The 23,140-nt window shown below is 36.6% G+C and carries 21 protein-coding genes; 5 read left to right on the forward strand and 16 right to left on the reverse strand.

Going from position 1 to position 23,140, the window contains the following annotated elements; genetic code table 11:
• Positions 1 to 3 precede the first annotated feature (3 nt).
• The 5 genes from FFL34_RS07095 to FFL34_RS07115 all read right to left on the reverse strand — a co-directional run bounded on the left by FFL34_RS07095 (position 4) and on the right by FFL34_RS07115 (position 7,516).
• Positions 4 to 1,596, reverse strand: coding sequence for a tyrosine-type recombinase/integrase (locus FFL34_RS07095; protein ID WP_171046310.1), 1,593 nt, complete (start codon positions 1,594 to 1,596; stop codon positions 4 to 6).
• A 13-nt stretch (positions 1,597 to 1,609) separates the two neighbouring features.
• A complete protein-coding gene (gene xerA / locus FFL34_RS07100; RefSeq protein ID WP_138602767.1) occupies positions 1,610 to 2,446 on the reverse strand; it encodes a site-specific tyrosine recombinase/integron integrase in 837 nt (278 codons plus the stop codon).
• A 5-nt stretch (positions 2,447 to 2,451) separates the two neighbouring features.
• On the reverse strand, positions 2,452 to 3,345 hold the full coding sequence (locus FFL34_RS07105; RefSeq protein ID WP_138602769.1) for a tyrosine-type recombinase/integrase: 894 nt from the start codon (positions 3,343 to 3,345) through the stop codon (positions 2,452 to 2,454).
• 244 nt (positions 3,346 to 3,589) lie between these two features.
• Entirely contained in the window at positions 3,590 to 5,986 is a 2,397-nt protein-coding gene (locus FFL34_RS07110) for an Ig-like domain-containing protein (RefSeq protein ID WP_138602771.1), read from the reverse strand.
• A 1,044-nt stretch (positions 5,987 to 7,030) separates the two neighbouring features.
• Complete coding sequence (locus FFL34_RS07115) at positions 7,031 to 7,516, reverse strand: type II toxin-antitoxin system PemK/MazF family toxin (protein ID WP_171046311.1); 486 nt, start codon at positions 7,514 to 7,516, stop codon at positions 7,031 to 7,033.
• 756 nt (positions 7,517 to 8,272) lie between these two features.
• Here FFL34_RS07115 and FFL34_RS07120 point away from each other — a divergent pair.
• Positions 8,273 to 9,208: an endonuclease NucS domain-containing protein gene (locus FFL34_RS07120; RefSeq protein ID WP_171046312.1), complete on the forward strand. Its 936-nt coding sequence runs from the start codon at positions 8,273 to 8,275 to the stop codon at positions 9,206 to 9,208.
• Positions 9,209 to 9,959: 751 nt separating this feature from the next.
• Here FFL34_RS07120 and FFL34_RS18195 read toward each other — a convergent pair.
• The 11 genes from FFL34_RS18195 to FFL34_RS07170 all read right to left on the reverse strand — a co-directional run bounded on the left by FFL34_RS18195 (position 9,960) and on the right by FFL34_RS07170 (position 19,337).
• Positions 9,960 to 10,316 (reverse strand): HNH endonuclease, encoded by a 357-nt coding sequence (locus FFL34_RS18195; protein ID WP_171046313.1) that lies wholly within the window; start codon positions 10,314 to 10,316, stop codon positions 9,960 to 9,962.
• A gap of 648 nt (positions 10,317 to 10,964) precedes the next feature.
• Positions 10,965 to 11,249 (reverse strand): DUF1871 family protein, encoded by a 285-nt coding sequence (locus tag FFL34_RS07130; protein WP_138602779.1) that lies wholly within the window; start codon positions 11,247 to 11,249, stop codon positions 10,965 to 10,967.
• 742 nt (positions 11,250 to 11,991) lie between these two features.
• On the reverse strand, positions 11,992 to 13,080 hold the full coding sequence (locus FFL34_RS07135) for a replication-relaxation family protein (protein ID WP_138602781.1): 1,089 nt from the start codon (positions 13,078 to 13,080) through the stop codon (positions 11,992 to 11,994).
• Positions 13,081 to 13,464: 384 nt separating this feature from the next.
• Complete coding sequence (locus FFL34_RS07140) at positions 13,465 to 14,241, reverse strand: RusA family crossover junction endodeoxyribonuclease (RefSeq protein WP_138602783.1); 777 nt, start codon at positions 14,239 to 14,241, stop codon at positions 13,465 to 13,467.
• A gap of 128 nt (positions 14,242 to 14,369) precedes the next feature.
• Positions 14,370 to 14,537, reverse strand: coding sequence for a hypothetical protein (locus FFL34_RS18200; RefSeq protein ID WP_171046314.1), 168 nt, complete (start codon positions 14,535 to 14,537; stop codon positions 14,370 to 14,372).
• Positions 14,538 to 14,627: 90 nt separating this feature from the next.
• The gene (locus FFL34_RS07145) at positions 14,628 to 15,194 is read right to left on the reverse strand and encodes a recombinase family protein (protein ID WP_138602785.1); all 567 of its coding nucleotides are present in this window, start codon (positions 15,192 to 15,194) and stop codon (positions 14,628 to 14,630) included.
• A gap of 108 nt (positions 15,195 to 15,302) precedes the next feature.
• The gene (locus FFL34_RS07150) at positions 15,303 to 15,854 is read right to left on the reverse strand and encodes a hypothetical protein (protein ID WP_234031452.1); all 552 of its coding nucleotides are present in this window, start codon (positions 15,852 to 15,854) and stop codon (positions 15,303 to 15,305) included.
• A gap of 5 nt (positions 15,855 to 15,859) precedes the next feature.
• The gene (locus FFL34_RS07155) at positions 15,860 to 16,720 is read right to left on the reverse strand and encodes a tyrosine-type recombinase/integrase (RefSeq protein ID WP_138602789.1); all 861 of its coding nucleotides are present in this window, start codon (positions 16,718 to 16,720) and stop codon (positions 15,860 to 15,862) included.
• 43 nt (positions 16,721 to 16,763) lie between these two features.
• Positions 16,764 to 18,254 (reverse strand): hypothetical protein, encoded by a 1,491-nt coding sequence (locus tag FFL34_RS07160; protein ID WP_138602791.1) that lies wholly within the window; start codon positions 18,252 to 18,254, stop codon positions 16,764 to 16,766.
• Positions 18,247 to 19,080 (reverse strand): bifunctional DNA primase/polymerase, encoded by an 834-nt coding sequence (locus FFL34_RS07165; protein ID WP_138602793.1) that lies wholly within the window; start codon positions 19,078 to 19,080, stop codon positions 18,247 to 18,249. Before FFL34_RS07165 ends, FFL34_RS07160 begins: the two co-directional genes overlap by 8 nt.
• Before the next feature lie 71 nt (positions 19,081 to 19,151).
• Positions 19,152 to 19,337 carry a hypothetical protein gene (locus FFL34_RS07170; RefSeq protein ID WP_138602795.1) on the reverse strand — a complete coding sequence of 62 codons (186 nt, stop codon included), beginning with the start codon at positions 19,335 to 19,337 and terminating at the stop codon, positions 19,152 to 19,154.
• A gap of 121 nt (positions 19,338 to 19,458) precedes the next feature.
• Between FFL34_RS07170 and FFL34_RS07175 the strand changes: the two genes are divergently transcribed.
• The 4 genes from FFL34_RS07175 (at position 19,459) to FFL34_RS07190 (ending at position 23,122) form a co-directional block, all read left to right on the forward strand.
• On the forward strand, positions 19,459 to 20,391 hold the full coding sequence (locus FFL34_RS07175) for a S24 family peptidase (RefSeq protein WP_138602797.1): 933 nt from the start codon (positions 19,459 to 19,461) through the stop codon (positions 20,389 to 20,391).
• 697 nt (positions 20,392 to 21,088) lie between these two features.
• Positions 21,089 to 21,295, forward strand: coding sequence for an aspartyl-phosphate phosphatase Spo0E family protein (locus FFL34_RS07180; protein ID WP_171046315.1), 207 nt, complete (start codon positions 21,089 to 21,091; stop codon positions 21,293 to 21,295).
• A gap of 1,339 nt (positions 21,296 to 22,634) precedes the next feature.
• The gene (locus tag FFL34_RS07185; RefSeq protein ID WP_138602800.1) at positions 22,635 to 22,835 is read left to right on the forward strand and encodes a hypothetical protein; all 201 of its coding nucleotides are present in this window, start codon (positions 22,635 to 22,637) and stop codon (positions 22,833 to 22,835) included.
• Positions 22,790 to 23,122 carry a hypothetical protein gene (locus FFL34_RS07190; protein ID WP_138602802.1) on the forward strand — a complete coding sequence of 111 codons (333 nt, stop codon included), beginning with the start codon at positions 22,790 to 22,792 and terminating at the stop codon, positions 23,120 to 23,122. The genes FFL34_RS07185 and FFL34_RS07190 overlap by 46 nt, the downstream gene beginning before the upstream one ends.
• The last annotated feature ends 18 nt before the right edge of the window (positions 23,123 to 23,140 follow it).

The raw sequence follows: 23,140 nt of genomic DNA on the forward strand, positions 1-23,140 counted from the left end.
CCTTCACTCCATAAATCGTCTGTACTGTGTAATAATTTCTTGTTTCGGGAGACGTGCATAGACCTGTGTCGTTGCGAGATCCGAGTGCCCCAGTTCACGTGAAATAAACGCAAGATCCGCCCCCTTGGTAAGCAGGTTTGTTGCAAAGGTATGACGCAACCGATGAGGGTGCAATGGCGTCGATAAGCCGGCTTCTTTCCCTAATCTTCTTATGATCACTTCCATCATTATTATCGTAAGACGTTTTCCTGTCGGTCCTGAAATGAGTGGAAAATCACCACCAGGATTTGCGTCTAGATGGCGTTCTAAAAGTAGAGCACACTTTTCAGTAAAGTGAACATAACGCATTTTATTACCTTTTCCTTTCACCTGAGCTGTGCGAGTTTCCAGATCAATATCCTCAACATTAAGATTGCGCACTTCTCCAACACGACTACCCGATACAAGCATAAACTCCACCAGAATTTGATTTCTCAATGACTCTTTCTCCGTTACCTTGCGTAATTTCGCAATGTCTTTTTTGGTTAAATATTTAGGAAGAGCTTTTGGCAGACGAGGATACCAACGTTTTTTAATGGGTGTTTTATCTAAGTAACCTTCTTCAACACAAAAATTATAAAAAGAGGAAAGCACGGTCAGAAATTTCTGGTACGTAGAGATCTTAAGATGGGACGTATGATACTTAAGCGTTTTAAATATTACCTCAGATGGTATAGACGAAAATACTTCCTTTTGATCACCAAAAAATACCTCTAAGTATTTCCGATACAGAATAATGGTATTTCGACTCCGGTTCGCTAGTTTAAAGCTTAATAAAAAGTCTTCAATAACTTTTTTATTTTCCTGATTGACGATCGGCTTTTGAGGCTTCCAGTATGCGTCATCCTGACACTGTTTTTCTTCTTGTATAACGAACCTTCTCTTTTTCATAGGGGACCAAGGCATATAACCTCTTTGGACACAAAAGTTATAAAAAGCGGTTAAAATGCTTACATAACCTTGGTATGTGTAATCAGTTAAATGGGTTTGATAGTCTAAAAAATGTTTTGATATATCTTCCCACGATAAAGCAGAAAAAGGTGCCTCTTTATCAACAAAAAAACTTGTCAAGGTATTCTTATAATTCATAAGTGTCATCCTGTTTAAACCGTTTTGATTTAAAGTAGATAAGTATTCGTCTATCACCTTTTCGTTTTCAACATTTGCCAGCGGTTTTGTTAACTCATAATACTTTTCCTTCATAAATTGGGTCTCTCTTTTGGTGGGTGTTAGATGTTCTGATGGTATAGGGGAATTTGCCAAATAGCCTTCCATTGCACAAAAATGATAAAAACCATCGAGACTCGATAATTTTGTTCGATAGGATGAGTTTTTCAGATTATAATTGCTTTGAAAATGATTCGATATATCCTTCCATGATAACGAGGAAAAATGCGCTTGCTGGTCTTTAAAAAAATGTTGTAAGTCCTTTCGGTAACCGTTGATCGTGACCCTTTTTAAACCTGTTTCCTTTAACTTCAACAGATAATCCTCAATCATTCTTTTGTTTTCGTCATTGACTAAAGGCCGTTTTAATTTCCAATATTGATCCTCCATAAATATCACCCTTTCATGTTTGATAGCGGTCATATTGCTTTTTGCGTGCATTCTCACGAAGACGTGTATAGATATGTGTACTGTTGATATTGGCGTGACCAAGTAGTTCCTGGATATAACTTTGCGGCATATTTTTCTCGGCCAAATGCGCGGCAAAGGTGTGCCTTAGAGTATGGGGCGTGACTTTAAAACCTAATTCACCAGAAAACTCTCTAAACTGATGATCTATCAAACAACGACTGAGCGATTCGCCACGGGGACTGGCAAAGAGAAACGGGCTTTCAAATGATCGTTTTTCAAGATATTCATTCAAGCGCTCAGCGCATTCATGGGTGAAAAGAACAAAGCGTTCTTTGTTGCCTTTACCCTTACGGATCCAAATTTGCCGGCTTTCCCATTTGATGTCTTCCATTCGGATATTAAGACATTCACTTATGCGGACACCTGTTGTATAAAGTGTTTCAACAATCGCCCGGTCTCTGGGATTCCCTTTTACCAGTTCCTGAAGAAGTGCCAGTCTGCGTTTGCTTAAATAATACGGAAGAGTTTCTTCTTTCTGTGGTGTTTCTATTGTTATTGTTGGGTCTTTCTTAATTTTTTGTTCTTCCATGCAGTACTGATAAAAAGATTTAACTGCACTCAATTTGAGGTTAATCGTCCGGGGTTTAAAGCCTTCACCCTCCATATGTGACAGCCACACACGAATGTTAGAAGGCTTTATTGCATCATAATCCTTCCCGCAAAAATTGAAAAACTGCCCTAATGATATCCGGTAGCTTCGCACAGTTTCGGAACTATAAAAATGTTGGTTATCCAGCAAAAACGATTGCTGGGCGTCCAGATTATCCATTAAATTCACCCCATAATATTTTCATATTTCATTATCAGATCATCCGTAGGAATGCGGGCATAAATACGTGTTGTGTTTACATTAGCATGGCCCATTTCTTCAGCAATGAAAGACAAATCGGCGCCTTTCGCAAGCATTGTGGTTGCAAACGTATGGCGACATACATGCGGATACAACGTCTGTGATAATTCCGCCTGCTTGCCGAGTTTGGTTGTGACTTTATAGATGCCAGTCGATTTCAAACGTCCACCAAACTTATTCAAAAACAAAGGTTCACCTTCGCAGTAATTCCTTGTTTGCAAATAGTCCTGCAACACAAGGGCACATTCTTCGGATAAATGGATATGGCGAAGATTCCCTCCTTTTCCCATCACCATAGCCGTACGCTTTTTCAGCTGTACATCTTCAATATTTAAGTAAGAGGCTTCCGTTTTACGACAGCCGGAGGAAAGCAAAAGAAGAATGAGAGCACGATCCCTAAGTGGTAGATCTTCAGCCTCTCGTTTCACACGTGCCAGTTCTTCTCCATTGAGATATTGGGGTAAGCTTTCAGGTATGGCTGGTTTCCAACGACTTTTAATTACTGGAGCATTCAAGTAATCCTCAGCTAAACAAAAGTTAGTAAAGGATTTTAAAGCCGATAGATAAAGGTCTATCGTTTTGGGTTTTTTCCCTTCACTTATGACGTATAGCCAGTTCCGAATATGTTCAGGCGTTAAATCTTCGATGGATACAGAGCATTCACTAAGAAATTTCTCAAGTATCCATTTATACTTCGTGATCGTAACCACAGCCTTGTTGGCAAGTTTTAAGCTTAACAGGAAGTCATTTAAGATTTGCCGATTGTTTTCTGGGACTATCTCTTTAGTAGTCACCCAGTACTTTTGAGATGTACTCATAAATATCCTCGTTTCATTGATTATTTGTTTAGGAGTAGTGTTAACATATTTATCTAAATATAGACACTTACATTAAAATAATATATTTTTAAACGATGTAAGACTGTCTTCAGAAAAAAATTTATAAACAAGAAAACAAAAAAAGCCCCGCAGAGATTTCTCTCCACAGGACTTCTTTTTGATTTATACATATTAATGTTGCTTGGTAACTATCCCCTAGACAAGACAATTATTAATTAGAGCCTTAGTCGCTTTCTACTTTATTACCATCCTGGTTGTATTCTGCATCACTACTACTACCATAATCTACAACGTATGTGCCATCTGTAGTGTCATCTGTGTTGTTTTCAGCAATCGTTTGAGCAATTGATGCTGATTCTTTAACTTCTTCGCCAAGACTAGCACTACCAGCTACACCAACAGCTTCTTCAGATGTTGCGAACGTGTTGCCTTCAACTTTGTCAAGACCTGTGTTTTCAGTACCAGCAATACCATATTCAGTATTGAATGTGCTGTTTGTGATAGTTAGATGGTCAGGATTACCATAATTATCACCTTGAACACCACGGGTGGCATCGTTAAATGTCACATTGTCAAATGTAATGTTATCTGAGTAACCAATTGTGATTGCGCGTTCATCCTTTTCGCTGTTACCTTTTAGAGTCATATTTTCAAATGTTACATCTTCAACACCGGCATTCTTATTTCCACTATTCGTAGTACCGATAGTAGTATTACCTTTGATGGAATGCTCATCATTACCACCATTAATTGTGATGCCACCTTGATCTACTGTAACATCACTCTCAATGTCTCCATCAAGTGTAATGGTATCACCTGAAACAGCATTCTCAATGGCATAGGCAAAGCTGTCAGCATCATTAACTTCGGCATCAATCGTTACAGTTTCATTAACATTAACTGTTTCAGTATCTTCTCCTGTGCCAATTTCTACACTGTTTATAATGAGTTTTGCAGAACCATCTGAGACACCAACCGTATAGTTACTACTACCATCTAATTGTTCTTCAGAATTATTGCCACCGAAATTCAATACATCAGAGTTATTTGACGCAACATTGTAGCTGGCTATACTTGTATTACTTTCACTACCATTCTCAGTAACTTCAAAGGCTTCATTGAGTTGGTTAACTAACGGTGAAACTCCATCGCCACTTCCATCAGCTTCACCAGAACTAAGCGCAATATTATTATTTGTTAGCTTCACTCCATAATTTGTCTCAGGTGTTGTATCAACAACTTCAAAGGAGTCTTCTGCTACATTTAAGCTGCCAACTTTTGCAGTGATAGTATACTTACCTTTGTCAAGACCATCAGCAATTAGAGCATTTTCATTACTAATTGCATCTTCTGTAACATCATTACCATCTTCATTTTTGACAGTATAAGTTACATCATTTGCTTCACCTTTACGAACACCGTCTTTATCAACTTCATATAGGTTTAAATCACTTGTTTCGACAGTATCCTTATTATCGCTACCGTTTATATCCAAGTTTTGCACGCCAGCGAGCTCATAGTCAGCCACATCGCCAGCTTTTTGGACAGTTACATTAACTGTAGCATCTTTAACATTGTCGGATGACAGGGTAACCGTTGCATCGCCAGCTTTTTCAACATTAAGTTCAGCGTTGAATTTGCCATTTTCATCAACTGAAACGGTACTATTTTGGTCAACGCTCACTACATCGCTATCTGATTCAACTGTAACTTCATTATCATTAGCAGCTGTGAACACATTGCCGTATTGATCAAGTACTTCTCCGGAAATTTTAACAGTGTCGTTTAAGTCTTTAGAAACAGTTACATCTGAATCATCAACACTTAATGAAGTAGCTTCTGCCTCAGCCTTAACCTCAAGTTCAACTGTTTTCGTAGCTACTGTTTCGCCACCATCTTTGAGCATTGCTCTAACTGGTACAGTACCTGCTTCACGAGGGATTACTTTACCTGTGTTCTTATCAACAATCGCAACACTTGTATCTAATGATTCAAATTCAACATCGCCATTATCGATAGAATCACCGAACTGGTCAACGAATGTTGTATCAAGATACTTATCATCGCCCATAGTTACAATATTATCCTGCTCGTAATCGTCAGCATCATAGTTGCCGGAATCTTCTTCACCATCTACTAGAGTCCAGTCAGAACCGAATTCAACAGCCTTTTCAGATTGTGATTTTACTTGGAAACGGTCCGTTTTTACTGTTTTGCCATCTTCAGTTTCATATGACAACTCAACAAAAGCGGACTCATCGTTCAAAGTAGTCGTTACTTTTCCTTTTTCAGCTGTGAATGAATTGTCTTTGTTAGAGTTCACTTCAACCTCTGTTGAATCTGTAATATCCAATCCGTTTTCATCAAGCACTGTATAGCTTAGATCGTCTCCATTGGAAATAACCTGGTCTTCTGCTTGAATTTCCCCAACCTCAGCTATTTCAAATTCCAAATCCTTTGATATGGTTTCTCCATCTACATCAACAGAGAATGTATATGTTTCACCGGATTTAAGATCATCATAAAATTCTACGTTGAGTGTTGTAGAACCGTCGTTTGCATCAGAAATATCAACTGATTTAACGAGTTGCTTTTTGCCATTTTGATCTTTAACAGTCACGTCATCAGCGTTAACGTCTACTAATTCGGAATTAACTTTGACTGCTGCTTCACTAGCGTTAATCGCACTTAAATTAGCTGGGATTAAGCAGGAAAGTTAGTTTTATTATTTCTTGGCATGGCGGTATTTTTAAGTAAGCCTATTAGAACTTTGTATTATTAAAGACTGGTACAATTCTAGTGCAACCTATATGATGCACTAATAAAAAAACATATCACTAAATACACGAAATATAATATTTAGTACTATTTTATTAACGCAATTATAAAAATCCCACAGACATATGTATTGTAGACTATTGAACGTACAAAATACAAGCACCAGATAACAAGAGTGATTTAAGGTTGCTGGACTTTAATGGATGTTTTTTACGCAGCAAAGAGAAGGACAAAATGGCAATGTGAGAAGGTTATTCCGTAGATATATAATTTGTTAATAAGAAATTACTAAGTAGAAGTATGACACAACCATGAGGGACTGGGTAAAGGACACTTCCACCATGGGCTTCCCTGATTGAAAGATCGCGAAATACCCGCTAATCGGAATTCTGCCCATCAGGGTCATCAGTCCGTCACCCCTTCAATAATTACCCAAACCTTTGATTGCACAAGGATAATAAAATAATTGCACAAATTAAAAAAGGATTAAACGTATATAATTTCCCTTAATTTTATGGCAAAGCAATACACCACTATTCATTATATAAAGTGTTCTAACCGTAATGACCAAAAAACTGAATTCTTTATCAATTAACCCTCATCTTAAACGACTACAATCTGTATCTCCATAGAGAGTCGAAAAGTAAATAGGCTCCCCCAAAAGGAGAGCCTGACACATAATTCTGACGTGGGTTAGCCCCACGGACCTATTATGTATTAATATTGTATGCAAAATGTATGAATTTATTACAACAAAAAAGCAACCTAACTCATCGGTTGCTTTTCTGGACCAATAATACTTCAACGCAATTAAATGCGGACTTATAATGTATCTTTATTATACTATATTTAGTATATATGTCAACAAGCTTTCTATTGTTTTCTATTAAATTCCTGATGCATACATACGTTTAATTTCACCCTTTATTTTCTTCATGTCTTCAAAACCCGCCTTTCCATACTTACCTCTTTTTCTCATTTGATAATCGATTCGATCTTTGGATATTACACGAAAATGCTCTACAAGTGCCGTATTATCAAAACCATCAAGATCGATATGATACCAAAGATTATCATTTAAACGTTGTGTTGTTAAAGGTATTATGGCACATAATGGCGAATTTTTTTCAGTCCTGACAACTACAACGGGTCTGTGCTTATCCTGTTCTCTTCCAATATTATAACCAAGATGAACCCAATAAATTCCACGATAATAAACTGATCCATTTTTATATTTATCTTTTTCCTTGTAACGTAAGTGAGCTTTTTTCCAAGTCCACTCAGCAAAATTCAAAGTATCATCCGAATCTGATTCCATAAGGATCTTTTCGGTTTTGATAAGAAAACTCCTTCTTTTATGTTTATAAGTCATAAGATCTCCCCCCCAATTCATGTACAATAACAAGTTTACCTTAAAGAACAAATACAAGCTATTAAAAAGAGGGAAAACTTCTTTTTGTGATAGTCGGCTAACTTTAACCTACAGGAAAGGTTCCAAATTAGTCAAACCATATCCGTCATAAATATAAAAACTTGGTCTATACCGGAACACAATGTATCCAGCCCCTGAAGTGTGTTTTGGGCTATTCCCTATTCGTTATATAGTATGTTACTTCATTTATAGGCCATGTCTGGTGCAGCAAATCAAAACAAGGGGGTATTATAAAAATTTATTAAGTACCGTCGTAGCCGTCGTAACATTCAACTTGTGTGAGTGAAAATAACGAGCTCATGATCGCTGTTTTCATTGCCTGATTACCAATATCACCAGACTCCACTTACAGTTGGGCAAGGGACTGCACACGGAACACTAGTATCCTGCTGCTAACTACAGGGAAGTCTCAACGTCTGAAGTCGTGTACCAGCTTTATTCATCGACTATTAGAAAGCAGCGATATTTTAAGAAACTCGAAATAAATAGAAGGAGTGTCGAACACGGGTTTTCCGTTCCGGATCGTCGGAATGTTGAATTTGAAAATGCATGATAAATGACCATATTTCGAACGCAACGGTGGTTCCAAATAGGGGGTCTAGTAATTTTGTCACTAACAATTTTAAAATAAATAAATATCCCCATGAATGTATTAACTTAACATCGTTAACACAAAATGGAAATGAGGTGAGGTTTATGTGCATTGAAGTAATGAAAAAGATTTACGGGGCATTAAAAATTGAATACAGACATTATGAAGGTGAAAGGTATTTTGTTTATGGTTTTAAATATGACGAGAAAGAGTGGAAATTTCAAAGTGGCGAATTGCTATTAGTGACGAAAGATATTAAAGAAATTAGGGAATTAAAAAAACACTTTATTACTATTTTTTCAGGTGACGTATTTTGCGAGGAATGCTTTAAACAAAAGAAAATAGATCAACCAAAAAATAATACTAGATACTGGGGCACAAGAGTTTGGGATGGACTTCCTAACAGAGTATTAAAAGAGTTACAAAATCGACTTCTTGTTTCCATACCAGAATTCAGTTGGTCAAATGTTGTAGGGCTAGATTTCGATAAGCCATTTGTATTTTTTGGTGTATGTACTTCTTGTTTGGATGAAAATGGATATAACAACTCTGAACTCTTTAAGGAATACAATAAAAAAATTGATTTACTATCTCATCAATTTGCTGCTGAAACAATAATCAATGGAAATGAGGAAATTTTTGAAAAATATATTGCTGATCATGTAGAGTTGATTGAATCAGGAATGTCATTAATCGAGTCACAAAAGAAAATAAATGAAGGAATTATAGACCTATTAGCAAGAGATAAAGATAATAAACTATGTGTTATCGAGTTAAAAGTCACAAATGACGACAAAAACATTGTATGGCAAGCCGCTTATTACCAGTCTGCATTCCATGAGGATGTAAGAGTAATAACAATCGCACCTAATTATTCAGCTAATATCAAAGATGCCTTAGAAAATGTCCCAAATACTGAATTAAAAACTTATAAGCTTGATCAGAGCGGATTACTACAAATTAATGACCTTATTGAAAAGGAACAATGTAAAGCTAATAATAATGATAATGATGAATCAATTGAAAAGAACGTTAGTTAAAGTTCTATTCGAATATAGCGTAGTGATAAACTGTTTTATCCAACAATTCGTGCCTGCTGATCTGTTAAAGTAAATGAAATCAGGCTTTCGGCATCGAACGGACAAATCTGTATCACTGCCGGTTAACGTCCTGGAAGCAATATGCCTATATTGAACTTGGTAAGTTGGAACAGGAAATTGATGAAGAATATCATGGTGTTTATGCTTGGGGCTCTAATTCAAAAAGAGAAGAACAGAAGACAGACGAAATCATGAGAAAACATTTAAAAGAAAAAAGGCGTAATTAATATTAGCAACGAGAACTGCCCCCACGTTGAAGACAAGGAGACAGTTCTAAACGCAACTTGCTATTTTCGCTGATTTCCCTTCATTACAGGAATGCTTTTTAATCACAGCTTGGCTGCTCGCCCTTTTCCACCGTACCACTTCTTAACGATTACTGGAAGGAGTTAGGTGGCCTCACCGGTGGAAGTTAGAAGTGATTGTTCGTGGTACGCTGTTGATGAGAATGGAGGCCTAAAGGCTGTTTTTTCTTCATCCCATAAAACACACTATCACGTACACAAACAAGGTCTGAGGTGGTGATATCCTGCCTTTCCATTTATCTGTCTAAAAAATCACTTTCCTTCGTAATTTCAATATTCCGGGTCGCCCTTCAAATGTCAAATTTTATAAGGATATTCGATAAATTTTGTCCGAATGCTTATTTTATCATAGCTGGATTTTTAAAGTGTTCCTTAGTTCCGAAAAATTAGGAGTTAATTACAATTGGAGCCTTGTTTTTCCTTAGCAAAAAATCAAATACATCCGTATCATCTTTTTGCTTGTTACATTGCCTACATGAACAAACACAGTTAACTGGTGTTAGTAATCCCCCTTTTGACTTTGGTACAATATGATCAATGGTATCCCCATGACCGCCGCAGTAGCCACATGTAAACTGATCCCTTTCCCGAATCATTTGTCGGAGTTCCCCGGATGTGTATAACCTGTGAATGAGCTTTTCATGTACAATGCCGGCAGCACCTTCATTCACCAACTGCCGGGCATGTTGTAAAGATCCCCAATACTCATAGCGATATTTACCATTTCTTTTCTTGTGTCTCACTTTGATAAACTCCTCAGACAACTCTAAGGTATCAAACGTATAGATAGTGTTAGGGATAATGATTTCGTGACTTCGATCCTGGCAATTTATACAGTAAGATGTTCGATCTCGGTATCTTTTGCCGCATTTTTTAAAATGCTTAAAATGCTTCGTTTCACCACATATTTTACATGTTTTATATATTGTACACATCGAACCTGCTTGCATAGTAAAATCCTCCCAATTTCAAAAATCTTTAACGGAATGTGCGTTTCAATTAATAGGTCATATTTACTATTCAATACTGATCACCTTGATTCCTTCTTTACGAAAAGAGGTAGCAAATTAAATCCACCTCCACACATGCAAATATTGGATTATTCGAATGATTCGCATGTTCTTCTAACCCTTCCAAGTTCAATTCAATTGCTTCTTTCGTGTTCCCCAAGTATTCCTCTCAAAATGGAATCTCCTTGTATAACACATTCCGACAATCCTGGATCTTCTACGTACGTAGTATCCTCCATCTTCTCGATTGCGAATTATCATTATGAAGAATTCATCCATGGTTACCCCCTCCTAAATCTATTGATATTTTATTAACAAAACTGGCCTGAGAATCGTTTTTTTATTCCTTAAATATCTGAATGCCATTTTACAATTTCAAATTTAATTATCGCTTTCTCTTTTTCTTAAATTCCACAAGTCTCGGGCTAAAGGTCGATATTTTTCTTTCGGGTGAACGAATTTCTCATCAAAGCACTGAACGAACATTTCCCAAACGATTTTCGTTAATTCGTCTTCATCTTTTGCGTCAGCATAGTTCTTGAGAATCATAGCGATTTCAGTGTCATATTCATCCTTCGGGCATCCTATACAGATCAGCCCCATTGGATCATGTTGATTTACGATTTCTCGTGCCTTTTTGAAAACTGCTTCATACGTCATTTCCATTCATTACACCTCATCAACTTTTGAATTTCTCGCCAGCTTTTTCATTGTTAAAGGGTGAGCAGGATTTGCAGCAGACAATGTTCTTGGTCAAGCAATCCACCCTCCGTTGTTGCTTCAAATTTTAAATACCTTTTGAAAGCGTAAAAAAGCCGACTAGTCCCACCTGTAAGTGGAAGTAATCGGCATTAATTCTTCTTTTATTTGACTTTAAAAGTGGACAACATTCGCATTTTCTATATCATGCAACCGAGCAAAAAATAGTTATCACGGGGCTTGTAACTTCATCGTATCATCTTTTTGAGATTTTTCAAACGTATAGTATCATGATTCAGCAATAAGGATATAATCAGCAAGAAACGTGATGCCCATAATGGATATGGTACTCGTTAGCCTGCTAAAACGCATACACCTAACAGCCTAACGCTGTTGTATTGTCGTAGGTCAAAACTCCCAACTTGGTAACGGCATTCCATTTTCGCAAGAAAGATATTTCGATCAGCAGGAAGATGAATAGGCCAACGCCAACGTAAGGGCTATGTTCACTGAAGGTGTCCACCCCGGAAATATCACCAGTCGCCCCATGCAGCCTAATACGAGTAATCCAAATAAAATCATTGCATAAGCTCTCCCATTAAGTGATAAATCACATGTTAAATGTCCTCGGGAAAGGCTGCTATTTCTTCGGCTGTTTGGTCATCTTTTGTGATATTGGCTACGGGTTGGAATCGTTCAATCATCATACTCACGCTCCTCTCTCTGTTTTTGGCCTAAATGATGATGTAATTTTCTGATGTTCTAAAACAAAATACGCTATATTCTGATTTTGACCAATAAGCTCTTTATGAAATCCTTTTAAGTTTTCTTCCGTTACGATCAGCACTTTTCGGATTTTTTCGCCAAAACGTTCCATGCGTTTCCTGTCTTCTAAATAGCCTATAATGGCATCCACTTTCGTTAGGTCGGTATCCAGCATATTGACAATATAGACTTCCTCCCCTTGATATTCTGCGATACATTCAAAACCGATTTTGTTGGAAGGGGCGAGCCAGTGGACAGGTGCTTTTGGTATTTTAAATATGCTTTCAAAATAGCCTTTGTCGGACAGCTTGGATTTAAGGTAATCTATCCCGTGGTCCAGGTGCATAACGCAAAGTGCTCCACTCGGGCGAAGTTTTTTCTGTATCGGCTTTCCTTGATGATCTCGCTTCTCGGTATTTGCTAATTCAATGAAATGGTCGATGGATGCTTGACCCTTTGCAAATATGATGAAATCCGTTAATCCAACGTCTTTTTTAGAGGTTGTCCTAATCTCATAAACTACTTTTGCCAAGTTCTTCACCAGTGTGTCTTGTTCCAGCACAAAAAGACCATATTCAGTACCTTCAGGGCTCACTATAGAACCATGTATTTGATCTCCGCTGTTTAAGCCATACTCTCGCTTGACTTGCCGGCTATCTTTCATAAACCAACCATAAGAGGTTATGTGCGTCATGATGTCGTTTGTAGCCAGGACGTAAGGACGCGCATTCGCATTGACCGTTAAATCAGACGGTTTGTATTGAATGTCATAGCCCTTTTCTTTTAACAAGTCCAATCCCTTTTGAAGAATCCGGTGACAGGCATACCCTTTTCGACCCGGCCTCTTTTGAGTAAAGGTGCTTATCAGCTGACTGTTTCGCATTGCTCGCAATTTTTCGTCTACATATCTCTTGCTGTTCGGAAAATACATCCGCTTAATTTGTTCTGTTGTCAGTATCCGGTATTGGTATAAATCATATAGTATTGCTATGTCCCTCGTTTGTGGTTTTGTAATCCATGCATTGCGTGGCATCTCACTCCCCCCTCACTTACCCCCATATATAAAGGTGGATATTTGAATCATTTTTTCAGCTTATTCAAAGATAGAGCATAAAGCCTGTTTGTTTTCGTCATCTCTGCGTCTCCTCGAGCCTCCTCTCCCAAACCTGCCTTTCTTTTGTACCTTTTCGGTTTAAAGGAAAATAGCTTATTTCATTAACTAGGAAGTCTAAAAACGGGGTGAAAATGCCCCTGTTTTCGATATGAAAATAGTAAAATTTAAATGGCGAGTATTTTCACCCCGTTTTTTATTGCCTTTTCCTATAAAAAAACTCATAATCTATCAACTTTTTTCACCCCGAAACCAATCGATTGACCAAGAAGCATTTTCACCTCTTTTGATTTACAAAATTACTCTTCAGAAATTTTCCCAAAAGTCTTCAGCTGATTCTAATTGATTTTCGGGTTTAATGGGTTCTTCTAACGTATCGTCCTCATTAAGATCGCCAGCAGCCAAAACATTCAATCCCATCACATCCCAAAGTTTCCCGAAATCCCAAATATGTTTTCTTTCCATCACAAATAATTCAATATGGTCTCTTTCCCCGTCATAAAAGCCATCCCCCATATGCGACAAGCAATAAAAGCCATCATTTTTTATAACTAAGGTTTTGCGAAGTCCGTCAATAAGAGATTTTCTGTTCAAATTGTCCAAGTCACGAATACGTGGGCTTTTAAAGTAATTGGCAATATAGGCAATGGCACGATTGAATTCAATACCTAAATCTTCCCAATCGTAGGTATCTAAAATTTGATCTAGAAAATAATCCCTTGCTTCAACATAAGTTTTACGGTCAACATCCTTATGAGGTAACCTCCCCTCAATTGAAAAATGAAGAACCGGAAATGTATTAACGAGATCCGTAGCTCCCTTATTCTGTTCAGTAGGAAAATGAAATACATTATTTTTCGTCATAGTACAACCGCCTTCTTTAAATACTGGTTTGTCAGACGTGATTTCACTGCTTGAAAACTGCCACAGCAGGATTTCTGAAATCGCATGTCTGACAAATCTTTTTTCGTAATTGCAACTGTCACAGATTGTCTGACAGCCTTTTATTAAAATCCTTTCATAACAAGGCGCAAAAGGCAAAACTACGTCTGACAAGCCCTGAACACAATGTCTGACATCCAAATTACAAAACCCCTCTATGGCGAGGTTCATAAGTCCAAATCACGTCTGACGTCCTTAAACACAAATTTCGTAATCTCTAGATTTATAATGAAAAAATACCAATCGATAATGATAAACAGCTTCTTTCTTTAATAGGATGACTTCCTATAAATATCTATTGCTTCTTCAATTGTTTTCATGTCAAATCCGGAATGCATTGCCTTAATTAAGTCCTGTATCGCATCATCGGTTAAACTAATTTTTTTGGCAGCCGCAATAGTGTAACCTAAAGCCGCTTGATTATTCCAAACTTCCATTTATAACGCCCCCCCCTTCACAAGTAATATTTGAACGAAACAATTTTTATATGTTTATTGACCATAAGCGCTTTTTGCTTGTGCCATCAATTATGTCACGTGTTGTCTTTCCTTTAGTGCCCTGTACAATGATGCTCTACTCACTTTTGTTATTTCACAAATTTCTTTGACTGTTTTCTCCCTTTGTTTATACAGTTCAATTGCGTGATTCATTCCAGGATGATTTTTGGTGTATCTTTTTACCCTTCCCTTGTAATGGCCTTTCTTTTGCGCAATTTCTATGCCAGCCCTTTGCTTTTCTTTAATCATAGTTCTTTCTAATTCACTAAATGCTGCCAGTACCGTTAGAAAAAACTTCCCTGTAGGCGTTCGGGTATCTATACCAAGATTTAAAATTACTAAAAATATCTCCCTCTGAGATAGTTCCTCTACTAATTGCAAAAGCTGTACGGTACTTCGACCTAATCGGTCCATCCTTGTGGCCACTAGCGTATCTCCAATATTTAAGTTTGAGACAAGGTCATCTAATAATTTGTTTTCAGCCACTCCTGTAATTTTTTCACTAATTATTTCGTCTACTCCATATGATTTTAATTGCGATACCTGCGTATCAATATTTTGATCAGTCGAGGAAACTCGTGCATATCCGTAAATGATTCTCCTTCACTCCCTTCATCATTTTTGAGACACTTAACTGAGACTGTTTAAAAGCTTTAAAATCGGGAGTTGAATAATATCTCAATAGGGCACACCCTATTGAGATACTTATAGTTTTTCTTCAAAGGCATTAATGAAATAATCTAAGGACATACAGATTATTTGTGTTTGAGTTAAGTTAGAGCTTTCTTTGAATTTATCCACCCTTTCATTTAACTCAACTGGTAACCTTACAGTTGTCGTAAATGAGGCTTTTCTCATAAAAGCAAAATCCTGTGCCTTCCTCCAGAAACTATAGGATGAATCCTCTTTTGGTTCTTCTATCCCCCCCGTATTAATGAGGTTCAATAACTTATCTGAATGTTGCAGTGCTGACAAGACTTCTGGTTTTTCTAATAATTCTAGTGGATCGATATTTTTATCCCCCTTATTTTCTTGAGTTTTTTTATTATTTACTGTTTCAGTGGTCTTACCTTTAGATTCATCATCTATTAACACGTAATTTTTTAATCGATTATCAAACATATAATTCATATTACGCATAAATCTGGAAAGGCTTCGAGAGCTTGAGTATCCAACCTTCCAAGCAACTTCCTCCGCATCTAAACCTTGAGCATATAACTCAATAGCTTTTGTTACCTTCTCTTCATTCGTCATCATTTCACCTACCTTAATTTATTAACTTCTTTGCCAAGTTCTTCTCCTCTCATGTGCAGGTAGACCTCCGTCGTTCTAAGGGAATTATGCCCCAATAATTTTTGTATGGTATATAAATTGACGTCTTTTTTCAGTAAGTTTGTACCAAATGAATGTCTAAACGTATGGCAAGTTATATTTTTTTGCCAACCTAGTTTCTTACGCAAATCTGATATAAGTTTTCTGGCATACGGCGGAGACAACCTTCCCGTCTTTTTTGTTGCTAATAAATAATCACTGTTTGTATCAATTCTGGTATTATTTAAATAATGGTTTAATTCCTTTTCTAAATTAGGGTGTAAAGGTACTGTCCTGTGCTTTTGCCCCTTTCCAAATAAATGCACCGTCTTTTCTTCAAAGTCAATGTCATCCATTTTTAAATTACAGGCTGCACTTATCCTAGCTCCGCTGTAATAAAGCATGGTAATGAGCATCCTAGTTAAACCTGAAGCATTACGGAACAACTCATTTACTTCACTTTCTGAAAGGGGCTGCCTTACTTTCTTGACAACCTTGAATGGAGCCACTTTTTCCGCAGGATTTTCTGTAACCAACCCATCCCTTTTCAAATACTTCATAAATGAGCTGATGGAATGTAAGTTTCTTTTTCGACTTGCATCCGCATAATTCCTCTTTGTTTTAAGGTAATATAAATACTCTTCAATCATTTTATAATCAATCATTTCAAGTTTGGGAATGCAGTTATAATTGTCCGCAATCCAATCGTTAAAACTACACAAGTCAACTCTGTAACCTTTAATTGTTTCCTGACTTCTATTTAGCATAGGTAAATACTTTTTAATAAATTGATGAATATACTCAATCAACATAGAATACCTCCAGTGACAAGTTTTTTATTCAAGATGAGCAGCCTTATGACTTTTTATACAATATGTGCGTTCTCTCTTTTCCTCTTTTATACTCATAATAAATGTCCAATCTATTAAGAATAGGCTCCACCCGTGTGATGGAATCTTTCAATTTGTTTGCCGCTATCCAGTTTTCCTTGGGTTCAATTCCTAACGTTTTCAGTTTGTCTCTCAGTTGCTTAAGAATACTTGTGGAATTTCCTCTTAGTTTATTATTTGATTTCACTAGTTCGTAAATGCTATAAGCTAAAAGATTTTGCTCTAACGATTCAAGCGCAGCATCACTTTTATTAGCTTCATAGCATTTAATAAATTCACCTTCTCCATAACCCAGCCAACTTTCAGCAGCCGTAACCCATTTAACAAAGTCAGCCATCCTTGAATTCTTTTCAAGTTTGATAGAGTTATAATCTCGCAGAATGACTGACAAAACGTCACATATTCCACCTAGAATATCCGGTAAATCATTATAGAAATTTTTCCATAGATCCTTCTCAGCTTGTACACTCTCACTAGACATTTTTGGTAAATTGATAATAATAGATCGATCAGCTAGATCACTTCGTTTTGCAATATAGTCAATACCATTCAAAATTAAAGGCTTTTTAGCAGTCATGGTGGCTTGATCTTTATCGGTAAACAGCTTTTTTGAAACCATTGCTATTCCGGTTGAAAGCTTACATAAAGCATCGGACATTCTCGAATCAATACCTGACAAATTATCAAAAACAAGCAAGTGATTGTATGAAGCAGCAACAAACAAATCTTTTTCTTTCTTTGGTGGAGATTGTGCCATCACGACTGACGGATCAACAATTGATTTTATAATTTTAGATAACGTGCTCTTACCTGATCCTTGCGAACCCTGTAGAATGAGGATTGGATAAGGGCCGTCCGGCATAAAGCATCCAATAATAAATGACAAAACAAGTTTATAGTCGTTTTCTTCTAAAGGTATATATTTTCTTAATTTACTTAGGTCACCATTTCCTATAGGCTTTTGGATGGAGTTTGAGGTATTCGGTCTTTCAAAGTGAATATTAAGTTCCTGCTGTCTTTTCATGTTCCATCCACTTTCACTTATTTCAATAACGTCTTGATTGTCATTGATTAAATCAATAAAAAGTTTGCCTTTTTCCTCGCAGATTCGGAAATGTATTTTCTTTTTCGCTTTCGAGCCCATGACTTCTCGCGCACAAATCGTATCAATAACTTCCTGTATATGAGAATTTGATACAGGTTTTTTAAATATTATATAATACTGATTACGTAACCATTGTTTAAAAGTGGAACTCGATATATCGACCGTTTGATTAATCTTATTAATTGGTATTGTTGCGAAAACTTCTTCTGATTCGGTTACAAAATATGACCTTGCGTCATCAGATAGCTTTAATAGAACCTCCGAAATGGTAAGTTGATTCTTTTCTGCTCTTTTTTTAATACTCTGCTGCTTACTGGTTAAGGGAGACACATTACCAACCTTCTTAGGCATAGATATCACTCCCCTCAAGCAGGTCAAGCACTTCCCTATATGAAATGTTATAAATTTTCTTCATAAATTGAACGCTATTTCCCTTGCCGCATCCTGCAAAGCAGACCCAGCCGCCATGTTCTTTATTAAAAGAAAAGGAATTATTTTGATCATCATGGAATGGACATTGAGCATTAAGCCATATTCCATTTCCTTTGATATTACTCACATGCCTGGAATAAAATTCAATCCAGTCGTAATCCATCAATTCAAAATAGCTATTATCCCTTTCAATATCTTTTCTACTTTTGTATAATGAAGATGTCTTATTTTTAGATTTTCTTATTAGGCTTATTAGCCAAGTTGGTAGTTCTGCTAATTCTGTATCCTTAGGAGACTTTATCCAATAGTATTTTTGTCCCGAAGGATGGACTGAAGGTGGTGCTACCACCATTTTTTTATCTGCTAAAATATCAATACCATCCCAGATTCTAGTTGATGGTATATTATCCATATACTTAAAATAAAAATGATAACCACGACTTGATTTTACGGTCCAAGTAGGGGGTATTTCCCCATATTCTTTTAGCTTTGGCAAAAGTTTTAGCTCATCCAAATCCAAAACGATAATATTTGATATTTGACCGGTTATAATACCAATGTTCTTATTGCTAAAGAGAATCAAATTATTATTTTCCGGTATACCATTTATAATTTCTCGTTTATATAGTGGATGCACCAGAAACCTCTTGGACCAGTTCTTGACAATTGGTCTCTTTCCTATTAAAGGAATAGGCGTTAAACCATATTCAAAAAGTTGCAGTGCAGCAAGTGTGTTTGTATTCATTCGCTTACCTCCATTACTAAATATTTTGTTTACTATAAACTTGCATAAGTATTATTAGATACTTTACTGCTTTAATGGTTGTTAAGTGATGATAGTTCTTTTACAAGTTCAATAATTCTTTGCTTTTCAGTAGAGGATAGTGGTCTGCGGAGCATCCTGTAAAGGGTGTTCTCATGCATGTTCATAGCTTCAGCTACCTGCCAATTATAAACTTTAGATTCTTTAATAATTTGCCTGAGTTCTTTGTTTCGTTTCATGAGATGATTCTCCTTTCACATCATTTTTACTATCTAATCAAATATTTTCATATTTATTCAAAACCACTACCACCATCATATATGGTAAATATTGACTATGTCAACAGTAAAGGAGTAAATTATGAAAAAATATCATGCAGTTTTAAAGGAATACTTTGAAAATAGTGGATTGTCATTAACCGAAATTGGAAATAAACTTAAAGAGAAAGGGGTTCAGGCAGACATATCTTATTTAAGTAGACTAAAAAACAATCGTACACCGCCTGCAAGCGAAGAAATAAATAATGCCATTTCTGAGATAACAGGAAATAATGCTGATTATTTAAATTTCATTGCCGGTTACGAACGATCTCCCAGAATCATTCAACAGTATATTGAAAACGCAAATAAAATTGAAGAAGACTTAAACTTCTTAATAGAGATTAGCCTTATGGATGATGATAGTTTCTTGCTAGGAGATAATGAAATTACAGAGTTCTTTAAAAGTAGAGGTATAACAGATGGTTCAAGTAAAGAATATGTGGACTTTTCCGTAAACGAATTGGAGCTACATGAGAAGTCAACCTTGGTAAACCTTCTTAGAAAGAAATCTTCCATTATCAAACACACTGGTGAGCCTAAATTCACTCATAGCAATTTCTTTTCAATTGAAAAACTTTTAAAGGATGACAAAATTCCTCTTTTCAATGATATTTACGGTCATGGTTCTTACCAAAGTGAAGATTTTCTCGGATATATAAACGCAGAGGATTTCACTCTTAGTAACCCATCCGAATTTATTTCAGTGGTCATACAAGATGATAGCTTAGGGGCATATAACATTAAAAAGAACTCTAAAGCTGTTATATACCTAACCAATGAATTTAATCAAGAAGACATATTTTTAGTTAGCTATTTAAATAATCCAGCGAGACTTAGAAAAATTCAGACTCAGGATAACTTACTTTTGTTAAGACCCTTGAACAGTGAAATGAAAATCGAGGTAGTAGAGAGGGAAAATGCTTTTATTATCGGTAGACTAAATGAAATACAAACAACAGAATTGTTTTTATGAAAAAGGATATCCCTCGTGGATACCTTTATTATTACAGCTAAGTTCCACACCGACGGCTACGACGGTTAATTTAAAATCTGAGATTACCGGCCCTGGTTACACAAATTATTGAAATCGCTATTTGACGCTTTTTTCACATGATCGTCAGTCTGTTCAAAGAGTACAAAAACCGGTTATCTACAAAATACTACATACACCATTATAAAAAGAGTCTCATAACCCGCTCAGCCCTAGTTTTACTCAATATATTCCCTTTTATAATAAAGTAAAATATATATGAAGCAGCGTAATGCTTATTAGTAAAAAATTTGAGGGGCTGCACAACTAATTCTTCTGCCATAAGGGCCTGTCGCGTAACCGTCGGGATCATCCCTTTACCGGGCTGTACAGGGGCTGCTAACACGCCTGTCCCTAATTTGACGACAGCTTCTACGGTTACGACGGCTGTTTTTTACATTGTTATATAAGCAGTTCTGAACCAAACTATATTAGTTAATGGATTATGCCAATAATTGCAGCGTCTTCATTCATTTGGTAAGACCACGTTCTTGTAAAAAACTTAAACTAGCATCAAAAACTCGTCTTCCAACATAACTATAAAATATTCACTAAAAGTTCATTGATGCATACTAGAACAACGGTGTTTACACCAGTATAATAGGCTCAGAAAATGATTGTTAGTATACAAGGAGCCTTTATGAAACAAACAGATGAAATGAACCTACAAAATTTACGACAAGCGATTGAACAACAGAGACAGCTAATGCTGGAAACTGCGAATGTCTATGGTATGGGGAATGATAAGACAATAAGAGTTAGCCGGGAATTGGATGAATTTATTCTTGAATACCAAAAGGCCACCACAGCTAAAGGTGAGACCAACGATGTAAAATGGAATGATTAATAATGATGCAGGGAATAGAGAGGACTTAATGATAATAAGGAATTTTGCCCTTACTGTTGAGTGGACAACTACAGAGAGAGAACCGATACCGGAGGGAATGCTACATAACTGTGGTGCAGCCCATTTCACATGAAAAATCAGTATATCAAGTATGGAGGATGAACGTATTGTAAAATGACAAGGCCCTGAATATATCTGTAGGCCTGGTCCTCAGTCCTATTGTGCAGAAACTATCCCTTCTTATTGACAGCCTAAAGTATTATATCTGAAACAAGTATCATCATGTTTATTAGCATAAAAATTAAGGGACTGCTCAACTTTTCTTCCGATAAGCAGATTATAAATGACAAGGTTATGCTGATAACAGGAGACATTACATAGCCGTCGGGACTACCATTTCACAGGATCTGCCCACACGCCGTTTCCCTTAATAAGACAGCGGCTACGACGGTTATGACGGCTGATTATAACCCTTTTAATATAGAACATTATAACTTTAGTAATTCCTCAGAAATTGTATGAGTAGTGAGGGTGCCAATAGAAAGGATGAGAACTCCTTCCGTGCAGCCTGTTACTCCCTGCATGGTTCCCAGCCCCAGTCTTTTGTGCTGAAGAACCCCCCTTCCTTGTATGATAAACAAAAATTTTCTAATAAGTATATATCATAATATTTATATAAAAATTGAAGGACTGCCAAACTAGTCCTTTAGATGTTAATTATACTTAATGCGATTAGTAGCCACGATATATTAAAGGCCATATACAACCGTCGTAACCGTCGGGCCGTTGTTTCACCGGACTATGAAGGGCTGATCATGCGGCCTGTACCATGGTTTAACGACTATATTGGTTACGACGGTTATTTAGGACCGTCTCTATTTAATTGAGTTGGGAAATCACTAGAGGACCCTTCTTAACGTGGCAGTCAGTCGGTTTTGCATGACTTCCTTAAAAGGAATACTTCAAATAGGTTACGGAATCATGATGTTACTATCATAACCGTCAGGATCTCGTTTATATGGCTGTTAGCAGTATTGATGGACTGTATCAGGTCTTCAATACAGTCCTTCCTTCTCCAATTATCATATCTCCTGGACTCAGGGTTGATCGTAGGACTTTTAATAATGGCAGTTGTGTACTATTAGGGTACCGAATTATGTACCTTTATTATTCTGCCATAAACATCAATCCGTTGTTTTATAAGTGCTTTCACTTTTTCAGTGATTGGTTTAAAATTTGTATAAACATCTTAAATAATGATGCTGTAAAAGGGACTATGTACTTATCCAGGCATCTGATTCATTATCCTTATACTCAAAAATAGCGGAGGGAAAAGAGAGTGGGAAAATTAAATGATAACAGAGTGTTCTGCCCTCACTGCGGCGCTGATTTACAAGGGGATCCTATTCCGGAAGAGATACAGCATCATTACGGTGCAACTCATTCTTCCAGAAAAATTGGCATTTCCAGCATGAAAGAGGATTGTGTCATCAAATGGCAATGCCCGGATTGCAAAGGGCAGTGGAAGCGAAAGTTATAAAAAAACAGCTTCATTTATCACATAAAAAGAAAAGCCCTACAGACAGTTTTTTCTCCATAGGACTTCCTTCCTGTCAAGAACTTTTGTTCGACAAAAACCGGGAAGTGACAGGCACCGGACCCTCATTTAAATTTCCTTTTTATGTTGAAGAAAAATTACGGGATAATGTGCATGCCCTTGCTCAGCAACTTAATCTTCCTACTGCCTATAGGATTTATATAAAACAAAGCCTCCACAGTGAAGGTTGTTGTATTACATTTAAAAATATGGATAATTTTCTAAATTAAGAGTATCATATAAAAGTG

This window comes from Lentibacillus cibarius (genome assembly GCF_005887555.1).
GTDB lineage: Bacteria > Bacillota > Bacilli > Bacillales > Amphibacillaceae > Lentibacillus > Lentibacillus cibarius.

What these genes read in the sequence shown, in the direction of transcription:
- FFL34_RS07160 (WP_138602791.1), bottom strand. Translation starts at nt 18,254, where the DNA reads ATGCCTAAGAAGGTTGGTAATGTGTCTCCCTTAACCAGTAAGCAGCAG.
- FFL34_RS07120 (WP_171046312.1), top strand. Translation starts at nt 8,273, where the DNA reads ATGTGCATTGAAGTAATGAAAAAGATTTACGGGGCATTAAAAATTGAA.
- FFL34_RS07105 (WP_138602769.1), bottom strand. Translation starts at nt 3,345, where the DNA reads ATGAGTACATCTCAAAAGTACTGGGTGACTACTAAAGAGATAGTCCCA.
- FFL34_RS18200 (WP_171046314.1), bottom strand. Translation starts at nt 14,537, where the DNA reads ATGGAAGTTTGGAATAATCAAGCGGCTTTAGGTTACACTATTGCGGCT.
- FFL34_RS07150 (WP_234031452.1), bottom strand. Translation starts at nt 15,854, where the DNA reads ATGATGACGAATGAAGAGAAGGTAACAAAAGCTATTGAGTTATATGCT.
- xerA (WP_138602767.1), bottom strand. Translation starts at nt 2,446, where the DNA reads ATGGATAATCTGGACGCCCAGCAATCGTTTTTGCTGGATAACCAACAT.
- FFL34_RS07155 (WP_138602789.1), bottom strand. Translation starts at nt 16,720, where the DNA reads ATGTTGATTGAGTATATTCATCAATTTATTAAAAAGTATTTACCTATG.
- FFL34_RS07130 (WP_138602779.1), bottom strand. Translation starts at nt 11,249, where the DNA reads ATGGAAATGACGTATGAAGCAGTTTTCAAAAAGGCACGAGAAATCGTA.
- FFL34_RS07165 (WP_138602793.1), bottom strand. Translation starts at nt 19,080, where the DNA reads ATGAATACAAACACACTTGCTGCACTGCAACTTTTTGAATATGGTTTA.
- FFL34_RS07180 (WP_171046315.1), top strand. Translation starts at nt 21,089, where the DNA reads ATGAAACAAACAGATGAAATGAACCTACAAAATTTACGACAAGCGATT.
- FFL34_RS07135 (WP_138602781.1), bottom strand. Translation starts at nt 13,080, where the DNA reads ATGCCACGCAATGCATGGATTACAAAACCACAAACGAGGGACATAGCA.
- FFL34_RS07175 (WP_138602797.1), top strand. Translation starts at nt 19,459, where the DNA reads ATGAAAAAATATCATGCAGTTTTAAAGGAATACTTTGAAAATAGTGGA.
- FFL34_RS07190 (WP_138602802.1), top strand. Translation starts at nt 22,790, where the DNA reads ATGGCAATGCCCGGATTGCAAAGGGCAGTGGAAGCGAAAGTTATAAAA.
- FFL34_RS07115 (WP_171046311.1), bottom strand. Translation starts at nt 7,516, where the DNA reads ATGACTTATAAACATAAAAGAAGGAGTTTTCTTATCAAAACCGAAAAG.
- FFL34_RS07095 (WP_171046310.1), bottom strand. Translation starts at nt 1,596, where the DNA reads ATGGAGGATCAATATTGGAAATTAAAACGGCCTTTAGTCAATGACGAA.
- FFL34_RS07170 (WP_138602795.1), bottom strand. Translation starts at nt 19,337, where the DNA reads ATGAAACGAAACAAAGAACTCAGGCAAATTATTAAAGAATCTAAAGTT.